The organism is Telluria sp. ZT3P25 (assembly GCF_059685895.1).
In genome coordinates this window covers 909,477-924,124 of record NZ_JCASIJ010000002.1, presented here as the reverse complement: position 1 = coordinate 924,124, position 14,648 = coordinate 909,477, and the positions used below count along the sequence as shown (strand labels likewise).

General features: G+C 65.1%; 10 protein-coding genes. 4 read left to right on the top strand and 6 right to left on the bottom strand.

The window, feature by feature from the left end; translation table 11 throughout:
• Positions 1 to 52: 52 nt before the first annotated feature.
• Positions 53 to 1,558, top strand: a complete 1,506-nt coding sequence (locus AC56LY_RS22735; protein WP_499583358.1) for a DUF3369 domain-containing protein — start codon at positions 53 to 55, stop codon at positions 1,556 to 1,558.
• A 37-nt stretch (positions 1,559 to 1,595) separates the two neighbouring features.
• Here AC56LY_RS22735 and AC56LY_RS22730 read toward each other — a convergent pair whose 3' ends face one another.
• The 4 genes from AC56LY_RS22730 to AC56LY_RS22715 form a co-directional block, all read right to left on the bottom strand.
• Positions 1,596 to 2,540, bottom strand: coding sequence for a cation diffusion facilitator family transporter (locus AC56LY_RS22730; protein WP_258837312.1), 945 nt, complete (start codon positions 2,538 to 2,540; stop codon positions 1,596 to 1,598).
• Between the two features lie 84 nt (positions 2,541 to 2,624).
• Positions 2,625 to 4,583: a GAF domain-containing sensor histidine kinase gene (locus AC56LY_RS22725; protein ID WP_499583357.1), complete on the bottom strand. Its 1,959-nt coding sequence runs from the start codon at positions 4,581 to 4,583 to the stop codon at positions 2,625 to 2,627.
• A gap of 102 nt (positions 4,584 to 4,685) precedes the next feature.
• Complete coding sequence (locus AC56LY_RS22720; protein ID WP_229424703.1) at positions 4,686 to 5,195, bottom strand: hypothetical protein; 510 nt, start codon at positions 5,193 to 5,195, stop codon at positions 4,686 to 4,688.
• Between the two features lie 114 nt (positions 5,196 to 5,309).
• On the bottom strand, positions 5,310 to 5,537 hold the full coding sequence (locus tag AC56LY_RS22715) for a hypothetical protein (RefSeq protein ID WP_499560688.1): 228 nt from the start codon (positions 5,535 to 5,537) through the stop codon (positions 5,310 to 5,312).
• Between the two features lie 216 nt (positions 5,538 to 5,753).
• Here AC56LY_RS22715 and AC56LY_RS22710 point away from each other — a divergent pair, with 216 nt between their 5' ends.
• Positions 5,754 to 6,131 carry a hypothetical protein gene (locus AC56LY_RS22710; protein ID WP_499583356.1) on the top strand — a complete coding sequence of 126 codons (378 nt, stop codon included), beginning with the start codon at positions 5,754 to 5,756 and terminating at the stop codon, positions 6,129 to 6,131.
• A gap of 4 nt (positions 6,132 to 6,135) precedes the next feature.
• Here the strand turns inward: AC56LY_RS22710 and queC are convergent, their stop codons facing one another.
• Positions 6,136 to 6,843 carry a 7-cyano-7-deazaguanine synthase QueC gene (queC, locus tag AC56LY_RS22705; RefSeq protein WP_499500650.1) on the bottom strand — a complete coding sequence of 236 codons (708 nt, stop codon included), beginning with the start codon at positions 6,841 to 6,843 and terminating at the stop codon, positions 6,136 to 6,138.
• Positions 6,844 to 7,016: 173 nt separating this feature from the next.
• On the opposite strand from queC, the gene AC56LY_RS22700 reads away from it, so the two are divergent.
• Positions 7,017 to 8,894, top strand: a complete 1,878-nt coding sequence (locus AC56LY_RS22700) for an autotransporter assembly complex protein TamA (protein ID WP_499583355.1) — start codon at positions 7,017 to 7,019, stop codon at positions 8,892 to 8,894.
• The gene (locus AC56LY_RS22695; protein ID WP_499583354.1) at positions 8,894 to 13,345 is read left to right on the top strand and encodes a translocation/assembly module TamB domain-containing protein; all 4,452 of its coding nucleotides are present in this window, start codon (positions 8,894 to 8,896) and stop codon (positions 13,343 to 13,345) included. The genes AC56LY_RS22700 and AC56LY_RS22695 overlap by 1 nt, the downstream gene beginning before the upstream one ends.
• 111 nt (positions 13,346 to 13,456) lie before the next feature.
• Here the strand turns inward: AC56LY_RS22695 and AC56LY_RS22690 are convergent, their stop codons facing one another.
• Positions 13,457 to 14,542, bottom strand: a complete 1,086-nt coding sequence (locus tag AC56LY_RS22690) for a S41 family peptidase (protein WP_499583353.1) — start codon at positions 14,540 to 14,542, stop codon at positions 13,457 to 13,459.
• Between the last annotated feature and the right edge of the window lie 106 nt (positions 14,543 to 14,648).

The window sequence follows — 14,648 nt, the reverse complement described above, 5'->3', positions numbered from 1 at the left end:
AAAAAAATAGTCTGTTCACTTAACCTCGACCCTCCCAATATCGGAATCGTCCATGTCCTTCTTGTCGTCCGCTGCGCCCAAACTCGCACCCTGGAAAGTCTTGCTGGTGGACGACGAACCCGATATCCACGACATCACGAAGCTGACGCTGACGCGCTTTCGCCTCGACGGCCGCGCGCTTGCCTTCGTGCACGCCTACAGCGGCGCCGAAGCCAAGGAAATCCTGGCGCGTGAGAAGGACATCGCACTGGTGTTTCTGGACGTGGTGATGGAGCGCGAAGACAGTGGCCTGGAAGTAGCGCGCTGGATGCGCCAGGACCTGGATAACCAGTTCACCCGCATCGTGCTGCGCACCGGCCAGCCGGGCCAGGCGCCGGAAGAGCGAGTGATTGTCGACTACGACATCAACGACTACAAGGAAAAGACCGAGCTCGATCGCACCAAGCTGTTTACGACGACGTTCGCCGCGCTGCGCGCCTACCGCGACATCATGAAGGTCGAGGAATCGCGCCGCGTCCAGCAAACCTACCGCGAAGGCCTGGAACGCGTGATCGCCGCGTCTGCCCACATCTTCCAGCAGCGCAACCTGAAAGACTTCGCCAATGGCCTCTTGCTGCAGGTCGTGGCCCTGCTGCGTCTGGAACAGAGCATGCTGCTGCGCCTGAAGGCGGCCAGCGTGATCACCGGCCAGAGCCAGTACGAAGTGCTGGCCCAGATCGGCGACATGGAAGGCGACGAGATCGGTCCGGAACTGGTGGCGCAGCTGGACGACGCGCGCCACAACCGCATCTCGCGCCTGCACGGCGACACCTATGTCGGCTACTTTCCGAACAACAGCGGCAAGGCGTCGCTCCTGGTGCTCAAGGGTGTGGATGAGATCTCGGACATCGACGCGCAAATGCTGGAGGTGTTCTGCTCGGGTGTGGCCATCGCGTTCGACAATATTTTGCTGAACCAGGAAATCACCGATACGCAGGCCGAGCTGATCCTGCGCCTGGGCGACGTCGTCGAATCGCGCTCGCACGAGGCGGGCAACCACGTGCGCCGCATGTCCCAGGTCTGCTACATGCTGGCCCAGGCCTCGGGCATGCCCGAAGACGAGACGGCAGTGCTGATGCACGCCGCGCCGATGCACGACATCGGCAAGATCGCCACGCCCGATGCGGTGCTGCTCAAGCCGGGCAAGCTGACCGATGCCGAGTGGACCATCATGAAGCAGCACCCGACCGTGGGGCTGCAGATCCTGGACGGCTCGCAGCGCCCGATCCTGAAGGCAGCGGCAGTGATCGCGCACCAGCACCACGAAAAATTCGATGGCACCGGCTATCCGCAAGGCCTGCGCGGGCACGACATCCACCCGTATGCGCGCATCGTGGCGGTGGCCGACGTGTTCGACGCGCTGAGCCATGCGCGCTGCTACAAGGAAGCATGGCCGGCCGCCAAGGTAACCGAGCACCTGCGCGAGGTGGCCGGGCACCACCTCGATCCCGTGTATGTCGATCTATTGATCCGGAATATGGACAAGGCGCTGGCAATCAACGCGCAGTGGCCCGACTGAGTGGCCCGACTGAGCAGCGCACCGGATCGCCTCCTGGTCACTTGAACGCAGCGCGCAGCGCCGACGCATCGAAATAGATTTGACGGATCACCGGATGCTCGGCGGCCACTGCGGTTTCGATGCGGCCGATCGCCGCCTCCACCTTGTCGATCGACAGCCCCCGACGGAACTGAACCGAGGCGGCCAGCAGCACTTCTTCCGGCCCCAGCTGCATCGTGCGCAGGCTTGCCACGCTGTCCAGCGCCGGCTCGCGCAGGAACAGCGCCTTCAATGCGGCCAGCTCGTCATGGTCGATCGCTTCGCCCACGAGCAGGCCGCCGGTTTCGCGCGCCAGCATGAAGGCGGCGCCGATCAGCAGCAGGCCGATCACGATCGAAGCGGCCGGGTCGATGTACGGATTATTGAAGTAGTGGCCCAGCGCGATGCCGGCAGCGGCAATGCCAAGGCCCAGCAGCGCGGCGGAATCCTCGATGAAGATCGTGAAGACCGATGCATCCTTGCTCGCACGGACGGCTTGCCACAGCGTCGCACCGGGTTTGCGCGCCGTATTGAGTTCCTTGCGCGACACGTTCCAGCTATATCCTTCGAACAGGGCAGCCACACCAAGCACGACGTAGCTCCACATCGGGTCTTCCAGTGGCGGCGGGTTCTGCAGTGCATCGACGCCGTGGTAGATCGATAATCCACCGCCCAGCGAAAACACCGACAGCGCAACGATCAGCGCCCAGAAATACAGCGACTTGCCGTAGCCGAACGGATGCTTGCGGTCGGGCGCGCGGGCGCTGCGGCGTTCGCCCAGCAGCAACAGGAATTCATTGCCGGTGTCGACGGCCGAGTGGATGCCTTCGGCCACCATCGCCGCACTGCCGGTGATGCCGGCGACAATGAACTTGGCCACCGCGATGCCCAGGTTGGCGGCAATTGCCGCATAGATGACTTTTTGCGAGCCCTGGCGTGGCGCGTCTTGCTTGTTTTCGTTCATGGACTCTCCAAATGGGGAGCCAAGCTTAGAGAACCTGCAGCAACCGATCTGTACGGCGACGCACGTGCCCGCTCGATCGTGGCACTAGGCCGCCAGTTTTTCCTTGCGCTGCGAACGGGGAAAGCGCAGGTGATACGTCAGCCCCTGCCCCGGCGCGCTCGTGGCCCGCACCGTCCCGCCCAGCGCACCGGTCACCAGGTTGTACAGGATGTGCGCGCCCAGGCCACTGCCGCCGGTGCCGCGCCGCGTGGTGAAGAACGGATCGAACAATTTGTCGAGCGTCGCGGCATCCATCCCTGCCCCATCGTCGGCGTACTCCATGACCACCCAGCCGTCGCTCCCCAGTGCAGCGCGCAGCGTGATATTGCCGGCCTGCTCGTGCTCGAAGCCGTGCACCAGCGAATTCATGACCATATTGGTGAGGATCTGCGACACGGCCCCGGGGAAGCTGTCGAGCAGCAGGTCGGGCGGACAATCGACCGCGACCTTCACCGGGCGGCCCTTGAGCTTCGGGTGCAGCGACAGGAGCACCTCGTTCAAGTATGCGCCCAGGTTGAAACTGCGGATATCGTCCGACGACTGGTCCACCGCCACCTGCTTGAAGCTGCGCACCAGGTTCGCGGCGCGCTGGGTGTTGGTGGTCATGATGCGCAGCGACTGGTCGACGATGTCGAAGAAGCTCTCCAGGCTCTCTGCGGTCATCTCGCCCGCCGCCAGTTCTTCGCGCGTGAGTTTCAGTTCCTGCACCAAGTGGCTCGTGGCCGTCACGCAGATGCCCAGCGGCGTGTTGATCTCGTGCGCCACGCCGGCCACCAGGCGGCCGAGCGAGGCGAGTTTTTCCTGCCGCACCAGTTCGGACTGCGCCTCTTGCAGCGCGTGCAGCGCGTCGTTCAGCGCCGCATTCTGCTGCTCGAGGGCTTCTTTGGTCTTGCGGATCCTGCGGTCGGCCTGCATGCGCGCAATCGCCACGGCCACATGGCTGGCCATGAACGCCAGCAGATCCAGGTCGGCCTTGCTGTAGACGATCGCCGGGTCGTAGCTCTGCACCACGATCACCCCATACGGCTGGTCGTTGACCAGCATCGGCGCGCCCATCCAGCTCGCAATATCGGTGCTGCCCATTGGTTCGGCCACGGTGCCGGCGTCAACGAGCGCCCTGAAGCTGGCCACGTCGTGCAGCTGCGCCTGCTTGGTCAACAGGATGTGCGAACACATCGCCTTGCCGAACGGGAAGCGCAGCAACGGTGGCGCGCTGTCCTTCTGGTCGACGAAGTACGGGATGCTGATCTCTTGCGTGCGCTGGTGGTACAGCCCGATCAGGAAGTTGTCGGCCACCATCAGCTCGCCGATGATGCGGTGCAGGCTGGCGCTGAGCTGGTCGGTGTCGAGCGCCTGCGCCGAGAGGTCGGCGATCTCGTACAGCGCGTGCTGGATCTTTTCGGCGCGGCGACGCTCGGCCACCTCGTGCGCCAGCGCGGCCGTGCGCGCCGAGACCGCGCGTTCCAGCCGGTCCATGCTTTGCAGGCCCTGCAGCGCGTTCGAGACATGGTTGGCGATCAGCCCGAACAGCGCAATGTCCTCTTCGCTATAGGTCTGGTCGGACGAGTAGCTCTGGATGACGATCGCGCCCAGCGCCTGGTGGTTCTGGTCGAGCAGCGGACAGGCGACGAAATGCTCCGGCGTGCTGCCGCTGCCCCAGCGCCCGGCGGCCTTGCGGTGGCGCTCGTTGAAATCGGCCGCCGTCAGCACCAGCCTCTGGCGGTTGAGCAATACCCAGGCCGTGGGCGACTGGTCGGGCGAGGCGAGCCGGATGCGCTCCAGCGGATCGCGCGCGCCATCGGCTTCGTCGACAAAATAGGGAAAGCGAACGGTGCCGTCTTCGCGGTCGGCCAACGCCACATAGAAGTTGGCTGCATACATGATGCGACCCAGCGCGCCATGCACGGCCCGGATGAATGCGGTGATGTCGCTGCAGCTGGTCGAGAGTTGCCCGATATCGAGCAACATCGACTGCACCGCTTCCAGCCGGTCAAGACGTTCCATACTTTCCCCCACCTGTTCACAGAATGCATCTGATGATGCGCAGAGGAAATAGTAGCAGCTTGAAGACGGACGCAGCAGCCTACCGCGCCCGGCTGTGGCTTTTTAGCGTGGCGCGCGGAAGTCGTTCTCGACCCAGGCCTGCGCCGAGCTCGGCGTGAGCTTGAAGGTGGGCGCCACGCGCACGCGCGCAACCTGCTCGCCCATCTCGTCGGTGGCGGCCAGCATCGCGTATGGATCGTCGTCGTCCGGGACGATATCGAGCGTCACCTTCAGTTCGCCCTGCTCGGTGAAGATGTACAGGTTCTTGTGCAGGATCGCGTGCATGTGCTGCTCGTGGCGGCGGATGACTTCGGACGCCGTCTTGATCAGCGTATTGAAGGCATTGGTATCGAGCGGCTTCGGGTTCTTCTTGTCGCGGCCCATGGTCCAGGGACCGACCAGCGCCGGTTCGGGCTCGCCATCCTTGTACATTGCCACGGCCCAGCCTTCATCATCGTCGTTCTTGATCACGCGCGCGGTCCAGCCATTGCCCTGCCACAGCCGGGGTTGCTGCACGGGGCCGGTGTCCTCGCTGCCGTCGTCGCTGTCGGGGTCCAGCATCTGGTCGTTCATGGGTCGGTGTCCTCGGCGCTTGCGCGCCCAAAACCACGATCATAGAGGAAACCGGCCCCATGAAAAAGGCCGCACGGCACTGCTGCGAGCGATTGGCTGAAATAGTCTAAATAACTATGCCGGACAATCGTCGACGATGCGTGGACAGCGCCACGACGGGCCGGGTGGCGGCATGATCGGCGGGCCAACGGGGATCGGGCGCGGATCGCCGTTGGGCGCCGGCGTATCCCGGTTGAACGGCGTGATGATGATGGGCGGAATGGCCGGTGGCGCCGAGGGCGGATCCTTCGGTCCGCCCGATGCATGGGCCAGGTCGTGGAAGGCGTTGGGCACAGCGTACATGGGGTCCCCCTGAAACAGAGCAGGCTGTCAGTATAGGAAACGCTGCCGTGATTACAAGGTCGGAATTGGCAGCGATTCTGCCCGACCCGACGCATGCACATTTCATCCCGTTAAACATGCAGCCTGTCGCACGCGGCTGGCTGCACACGCGCGCCGCGCCTACAGTTCGAGCATGCAAGACCAAACAGCTCAACCCAACCATTCGCGAGGACTGTCATGAAAAAATACGCCCCCTACGTCATCCTGTTCCTGTTTGCCGCCATGCTGTGGAATCTGTTCGACTGGAGCGGCGACATGACGGTCAATCTCGATGGCGACCAGATCGACGGCCCGCTGGGCTTCCTGCTGGCCACACTGTTCACGGGCGGCGGCATGCTGCTGGCCGTGTTCATCTCGGTGGTCACGGTGGCGGTGCTGGCGGTGGTGTTTGCCGGAGTCGGCGTGATCCTGATCGGCTCGCTGGCGATCGGCGCCCTCGTGCTGGCGCTGGCGATGTCGCCGCTGCTGCTGCCCTTGCTGATTGTCGTGGCGCTCGTGTGGTTCGCCATGCGCCGGCCGCGCCCGGTCACGCTGGACAAGGCCGCGGCAGCGTAAAAGCCTAGCGCGCCACGTACTGCGCGTAACCCCGCGCACGCAGGGCGCACGCCGGGCACGTGCCACAACCGTGGCCCCAGGCATGCGCCTCGCCCCGCTCCCCCAGGTAGCAGGTGTGCGTATCGAAGCGGATCAGATCGACCAGCGCTTCGCCTCCCTCCTGCTCCGCCAGTTCCCAGGTCTGGGCCTTGTCGATCCACATCAGCGGCGTCTCGACCTTGAGCCTGGTGGCCATGCCGAGGTTCAACGCCACCTGCAGCGCCTTCATCGTGTCGTCGCGGCAATCCGGATAGCCCGAGAAATCCGTCTCGCACATCCCGCCCACCAGCACGTTCAGTCCGCGCCGGTAAGCCACCGTGGCCGCCACTGTCATGAACATCAGGTTGCGGCCCGGCACGAACGTATTCGGCAAACCGTTTTCCTGCATCTCGATCGCGACATTGCTGGTCAAGGCCGTGTCGGAGATTTTGGAGATCAGGGACAGGTCGATCATGTGATCGTCGCCCAGGCGCGTGTCCCAATCAGGATTGAGCGCGCGCAGCTTGGCCAGCACGCCGGGGCGCACGGCCAGCTCGATCGCATGGCGCTGGCCATAATCGAAGCCGATCGTCTCGACCCGCGCATAGCGCTGCAGAGCCCAGGCCAGGCAAGTGGTGGAGTCTTGGCCGCCACTGAACAGGACGAGCGCGGTATCGGTAGAGAGGATGGTCATGATGGTAAAAGAAGGTAAAAGGCAGGGGATCAACCGTCAATTCTGGCACAGATCGGGGGCACCGTGGCCGATAAAGCCGTTCTTGTCCAGACGCGCGCGCGCAACATTTCACGTCCGCCATCGACTTTGCCAATCAGTTAAGATGCGAACGAGTCACCCAATGGAGCGTCACGTTGTCACGATCGAATCCCCACCCGCGCAAGGGTCCCCGCCAGCGCACACTTCCTCCGCTGTTGCAACGCTCCCTGCTGGGTGTCGGCGCATTCGTGTTTGCCACCACTGTCTATGCGCAAAGTACGACCGGCGTCGATTACACGGTGCGCATCGACGCACCGCGCGCGCTCGAGACGCTGCTTGAAGAGAACCTTGACCTGATGCGCTGGCGCGGCAATTCGCGCGTCGACATCGACCAGCTACAGCGCCTGGTCAAAGAAGCGCCGGCGCAAGCCACCAGCCTGATCGCCACCGAGGGCTACTACTCACCGAAAGTCTCGGTTGGCCTGGATACCAGCGGTGCACGTCCGGTCGCGCGCGTGATCGTCGATCCGGGTCAGCCGGTGCTGGTCGGCGACGTCGACCTGGTGTTGCAGGGCTTTGCTGCTTTTGAAGAAGGCGGCGCCCCGTTCGACGCCGGCGCCCTGCGCAACCGCTGGACGCTGCCGGTGGGCAGCCAGTTCCGCCAGTCCGACTGGGAAGGCGCCAAGAAAGGCCTCGTGCGCGACATTGCACAAAGCCGCTTCCCGCGCGCGCGCCTGGTCGAAACCAGTGCGACCGTCGATCCGGATTCGCGCCGCGCGCTGCTGCGCGTTGTGATCGATTCGGGCCCCGAGATGCGCTTCGGGAATCTGCGCATCCGTGGCCTGAAGCGCTACCCGGCCGAAGTCATCACCAACCTCAACAAGATCAATCCGGGCGACCAGTACAGCGAGGCCGCGCTGCAGGCGCTGCAATCGCGCGTGCAGGACACCGGCTACTTCGCCAGTGTCGAAGTGAGCGCCGACATGCGCGCCGTGCTCAATGCCGAAATCGCCGACATCAAGGAAGACGCCGACAGCGACGCCAATCCGGCCACGCCGGAACCGGCGACCGGCCCGACCACGCTGCCAGTGATCGTGCGCGTGACCGAAAACAAACAGAAGAATGTCGAGGCCGGTGTGGGCTTTTCGACCGACACGGGCGGCCGCGCGCAGCTGAGCTACGACGACCTGAACGTATTCGGCAAGCGCTTCAAGAGCGACCTGATCTACGAACAGAAACGCCAGACCGCCAAGGGCGAACTGTTCTGGCCAACCACGGCCAAGGGCTACAACGACAGCATCAGCGCCGGCGTCGCACGCGAAGACCTGCGCGGCGAACTGACCACGCTGGCCAGCGTCGCCGCGCGCCGCGCCTGGGGTTCGCCGCTGCTGGAACAAAGCGTCACGCTCGAAGCGCTGACCGAGGAACGCGAAGTGCAAGGCCTGGAGTCGACCCGCACCAAGAGCCTGCCGCTGACCTACAGCGTCACGCGCCGCAAGCTCGACAGCCTGATCCTGCCGACCAACGGCTATGTGGTCAACGCGCAGTTCGGCGGCGCCGTGCTGCCGATCCTGACGGACGAAAAATTCCTGCGCATGTACCTGCGCGGCATCTACTACAAGCCGCTGGGCCCGGCCGGCACGCTGATCCTGCGCGGTGAAACCGGCGCCGTGGCCTCGAAGGAAAAGCTCGGCGTGCCGAGCACCTTCCTGTTCCGCGCCGGCGGCGACCAGTCGGTGCGCGGCTACGGCTATCAGGAACTGGGCGTGCAGGAAAACGGCGCGACCGTGGGTGGGCGCTACCTGGCCACCGCCAGCGCCGAATACCAGTACTGGTTCAAGCCGCCCTGGGGCGTGGCCGTCTTCTATGACGTCGGCAATGCCGCCGACAAGTTCGGCGACCTCAATCCCAAGTCGGGCTACGGCGTGGGCGCGCGCTGGCGCAGCCCGGTCGGTCCGATCAATGTCGACCTGGCCTACGGCCACGCGGTGCGCAAGGCGCGCCTGCACTTCTCACTCGGATTCACGTTCTGATGGATACACCTGAAAACACCCCGGCGCCGACGCCTGATCAACCCCAGACCAACCAACGCCGCTGGCCGCGCCGCGTCGCAATCGGCCTTGTCGCCACTGGCGTCATCGTCGGCGGCACGCTCTGGTACCTGGGCCGCGAAACCACCCTGCAGATGATCGCCCAGCGCGTTGCCAGCGCCACCGGCGGCAAACTCACGCTGACGGGCGTGAGCGGCACCTTGTACGGCAAGATGCACATCGAACGCCTGATCTGGCGCACCGACGAACAGGTCATCACCGCCAACAAGATCGACATCGACTGGTCACCGGGCCAGGTACTGTCAGGCGGCATCCTGATCGACCAGCTGTGGGCCGCCAGCGTGCGCATGCAGACGCTGAAGGAAACCGACGAGCCGTCCGTGCTCCCAACCAGCCTGGCCCCGCCGTTCCGCATCGAAGTCGACGATGCTCGCCTGGCGAATATGACGATGGTGAATATCGGCGGCGCCGAAACACGCATCGACAATATCCGCGCGCGCGCCAAGGGCGACAAGCGCAGCTGGGTCGTGCAGAACGCCACAGCGGCCACGCCATGGGGCCAGGTCGCCGCCAATGCCACCGTCGGCGCGGCCCGTCCCTTCAAGATCGACGCCACCGGCAGCCTGACGCAATCGCAGGCCAGCGCCGGCGCCCGCGCTGCGCAGTTGCAGATCAAGGTTGGCGGCGACATCCAGAACGCCACGCAGATCGACGCCACCGGCACCGCCGGACGCGCCATCGGCGACGCCCACTTCACGCTTGCGCCGTACGCCGAGATCCCGCTGCGCGCGCTGCGCATCAATGGCCGCAACGTCGATCCGGGCTTCTTCAACCCTGCCCTGCCAACCGCCGACCTGACCTTTGCAGTAGTCGGCAAGCTGGACGAACAACGCAATATCAGCGGCAGCGTCGACATCACCAACACGGGGCCGGAAGGCACGATCGACCAGCAACGCCTGCCGCTGCGCGCAGCGCGCGGCCAACTGGGCGGCAACCTGTCGGCGCTGAACGTGTCGAACGTCCTGCTCGACTTCGGCGCGGCCGGCACATTCACCGGCACCGGCGGCGTGCAGCGCACGAAGGACGAAGAAGGCATCGGCACCGCGCGCTTTGCGCTGCACACAGACCGCTTCAACCTGCGCGAAGTGCATTCGGCCATGAAGCCGACGGCGATCAAGGGCGATATCGCGGTTACCAATGAAGCGACGCGCCAGACGTTAGAGGCGAACCTGATCGACGCCGGCCTGCGCCTGACGGCCTTGGCCACGCTGGAAAACAATGTGGCCACGCTGCGTGAAGCGACGCTGCGCGCGGGGCGCGGCAGCGTCACCGCCAGCGGCACCATGAATCTCGAAGGCGATCAGGCATTCAAGGCCACGGCCAATGCCAGCCGCTTCGACCCATCCGAATTCGGCGACCTGCCCGCGGCCGACATCAACGCCACGGTCAATGCTGCCGGCGTTCTCACGCCCGCGTGGAAGGTCGACGCCGACTTCGCCGTGCGCCAGAGCCGCCTGATGAACCAGCCGCTCAGCGGCAAAGGCAAACTCACGGCCGACGCCAAGCGCATCGCCGGCATCGACGCCAACCTGGCGCTGGGCCAGAACACGGTCGACCTGAAAGGCGCGTTCGGCGGCGCGAGCGACCGCCTGCAATGGCGCCTGGACGGTCGCCAGCTCGCTGCCGTGCGCGCCGACCTGTATGGCGCGGTGGTGGCCAACGGTGTCGTCACCGGCACCATGACGGCGCCGCGCACGACGTTCGACGTCAACGCGCGCAACCTGGGCTGGGTCGACGCCCAGCGCAAGAACAACAGCGGCGTCGTGCGTGCCCAGGGCGAAGCCTGGCTGGGCGGCCCCGAGGATGCACGTGTGGTCGAAGTCAAGGCCACCGGCGCGACCGAACGCTTCAACCCGGCCGCCTTCGGTTCGCCATTGGCCGGCAACATCAACTCGACCTTCAGTGGCAGCGGCCGCGCGGGCGCCGACTGGCGCGGCGCGCTCGACCTCAAGGTGGTCGATTCGACGCTCGCCAATTCGCCGTTCTGGGGCCATGCGCGCCTGGCGGCCGACCGCCGCCACGTGTCCGACGCCAACGTCGACCTGCACGTCGGTCCGAACGTCATCGCCGCCACCGGCAGTTTTGGGGCCGCGCGCGATGCGCTCAACTGGCGCATCGATGCGCCGCAACTGGCCGCGTTCGGTCCCGAATACGGCGGCGTGCTGCGCGGTTCGGGTGTCCTGTCCGGCACCGCCGACACACCATCGCTCACGGCGACCATCGCCGGCCAGAACCTGCGCGCCATGGGCACGCACACGGTGCGCTCGCTGAAAGCCAGCGCCAACCTCGGTTCCGGCCGGGGCGCAAGCGACCCACTGGTGACCGATGTCGAGGTGCTCGACTACGTCAACGGCGACACGCGCGTGGCGTCCGTACGCCTGAAAACCGACGGCACGCGCGGCGCGCACACGCTGCGCCTGTCGGCGCTGGGCGATGCGTTCGATGCCAATGCCGAACTGCGTGGCGCCTTCTCGAAGGACACCTGGAGCGGCACGCTGGCCGCGCTGCAAAACCGTGGCCGCTATGCGATGAACCTGCAAAAGCCGGTGCCGTTGACGATCGGCGCTGCACCCGGCGGCGGTCTCGCCGGCCTGGCCAGCCCGGAGCGCATCGCCTTCAATGGCGCCGTGATCGCCCTGCCGAACGGCAGCATCACGGTCGACGCGCTGACCAAGGACGGCCCGCGCTGGGCCAGCCGCGGCCATGCCGACAACGTGCCGCTGACCTACCTGGCGCAGTTCTCGCCAGCGCTGGCCGACAATGCACGCGGCGACCTGACGCTGGGCGCAGCCTGGTCGGTCGACATGCGCGCACCACAGGCGCAAGGCGCCGCGCCTTCGCTGGCCGGCAATGTGCGCGTGTTCCGCGAAAAGGGCGACGCCATCGTCGGTGGCGACACGCCCGTGCCGCTTGGCCTGCGCCAGCTGGAGGCGCGCGCCGAAGTGGTGGGCAGCAGCCTGCGCGTGAACCTGGACCTGGACGGCGCCCGCACCGGCGTGGCCAAGATCGACGCCAACGCGCAGATGATCAACGGCCGCCTGGAGAGCGCCAGCCCGCTGCGCATGACGGCCAATGCCAACATCCCGTCGATCGCCTGGCTGGCGGCGCTGGCCGGCCAGCCGGGCCTGGAACTCGACGGCGCGCTGCGCGTGGCGATGACGGGTGGCGGCACCATCGGCAAGCCGAGCCTGAACGGCAATCTCGATGGCGACAAGCTGGGCGTGCGCTGGGCCGAACAGGGCGTGAACCTGCGCAACGGCGAACTGCGCGCACTGCTTGGCGGCGACCAGCTGCGCATCGAAAAGCTGTCGTTCCAGGGCCGCCAGGGTGGCGCTGCCGCCAGTGGCTACGTGCGCTTTGCCGACGGCGCGCCGACCATGGACATTCGCCTGAACATGGACAGGCTCGAAGCCCTGTCGCGCCCGGATCGCACCGTGATCCTGAGCGGCCAGGCGTCGCTCGTGCGTGACGCCAGCCGCTTCGCACTGGAAGGTAAATTCCGCGCCGACCGCGCCCTGATCGAATTCGCGCCACAAGGCACGCCGACGATCTCGGACGACGTCATCGTGCTGGGCCGCGCCACCACCAAGCCAACACCAAAAACCAACGAGAAGGAAGTACCGCTCACCGTGGACCTGGCGGCCGACCTGGGCGACGACTTCCACATCCGTGCGATGGGCATCGACGCCTACCTGGCCGGCACCGCCCGCGTGCGCATGACGGGCAGCGGCCAGCCACGCATCAACGGCACCATCCGCGCGCTGAACGGCACTTACGCCGCGTATGGCCAGAACCTGTCGATCGAACGCGCCGTAATGACCTTCAGCGGCCCGTACGACAACCCGTCGCTCGACATCCTCGCGGTGCGCAAGCGCCCCGAGGGCGAGCAGCTGTCCGAGACCAACGTCGAAGCCGGCGTGCAGGTGCGCGGCACCGCGCAATCGCCGACGGCGCGGCTGGTGTCGACGCCGAACGTGTCTGACAGTGACAAGCTGTCGTGGCTCGTACTCGGCCAGGGCATGGAAGCGGCCAGCGGCGACCAGAAAGGCGTGCTGGCGGCAGCTGCCGGCGCCCTGCTGGGCGGCAGCGGCGGCACCGGCGGCATCCAGTCGAAGATCGCCAACTCGCTGGGCGTGGATGAACTGGGCCTGAAACAGGGCACCGGCGGCGGCGACGGTTCGGGACTGGAAAGCACTGTGGTCACGGTCGGCAAGCGCATCTCGCAGCGTGCTTACCTGAGCTTCGAACAAGGCACCAGCACCGCATCGAGCCTGGTGCGCCTGCGCTACAAGCTCACGCCGCGTATCTCGCTGCAGTTCCAGACCGGGACCAACAGCGCGCTTGATATTCTCTATTCGTGGGCGTTTGATTAAGGCTAACAGCCTGTCACCCGCCTCGAGAAGTGAAAAAGCCAGCTCTTTCGAGCTGGCTTTTCTTTTTCTGATTCGTCAGAAGCAAGTCATTCAGCACCTGGGGAATCAATGCTACTTCCTGAGCGTGTAGACCGGCTTCTCCACTTCCCCGCGCTCCACCATCGCAAGAAGGCCCTCCAGCTTGACGCGCTGGTCGCTGTCCTTCGCGGATGATACGAGTTTGCGAAGGATGTCGACATGCGCTGTTTGCAGTGCCTGCGCTGCGGGCACGGCGATGTCAGGTTTCACGCCGACGTGCTCCCAGTTGGTTTTGGTGACGAAATTGGTGGCGCGCGATGTGGGGATCGAGACCACGATCCCGTGTCCCACGCTGAACCAGCTCACGGGATTGGAGCCGCCCCCGGTCGTTTCGCCAACGAGCGTCCCGCGCTTCTGCGCCTGGAAGCCATAGGCGCAATCCTCGCCGCCAGAAAACGTGCGCGCCGAGGTCAGCACATACACGGGCTTGTCATAACGCTGTGTAACCGTCGACACGAGCCAAACCTGTCGCGTGGTATCGCTGGGGCGATGATAGAAGTCGATCAGGTGACGCCTGTCCCCAAGCGGGAAGAAATGGCTCATCAGGTAGGCTACGCTGTCCGGACTCCCGCCACCATTCAGGCGCAGGTCAAGGATCAGCGCATCCGTCCCGGCCAACAGCGACATCGCGGCCGTGTACGCCGGGCCGACAAATTCGGTTCCCCCGAACGCACGCAGGTCGATGTAGCCGACGTTGCCGGGAAGACGTTCTATCTTCTCGATGCCATAACCCTGTCTGGCAGTCCATTCGCGCGCTTTATCCATCTCCGCGCTGCTGGGCACATCGGCGGCGCCGCTGGACTCACGAAAGCGCTCATTGACCGAAGCGCCAAAGTGTTTGTCTCCGCTCATTTCACGCAGGTCCGTCGCCAGCATCGCACTGAAGTTCTGTACGCTGGTGATGGACGCATAACCTCCTTCGGCATGTTTCCGGGCGATTGCCTTGCCAACCCGTTTGGCCACAGCAGGCTCGATGTAATTCGCGTTCAATTTCGCTTCCAAAACCTGCAAGATCTCGGCGCGATCCGCTACGTTCAACTTGCTGTCTTCCGCGAAAGCGGAAAACGACAACAAAGCACTCAATACAACGCCGGCTACCAACTTCTTTTTGGCTGACATATCTGCTTCCAGGTTGGACTACTCGTTTTTGATAGGTGGGTGAAAAACTGCGGGCGGCGTGTTTCCTGTTGGCGTCGTTGCATCAGCGCTCGGGTTGAATGGCCGC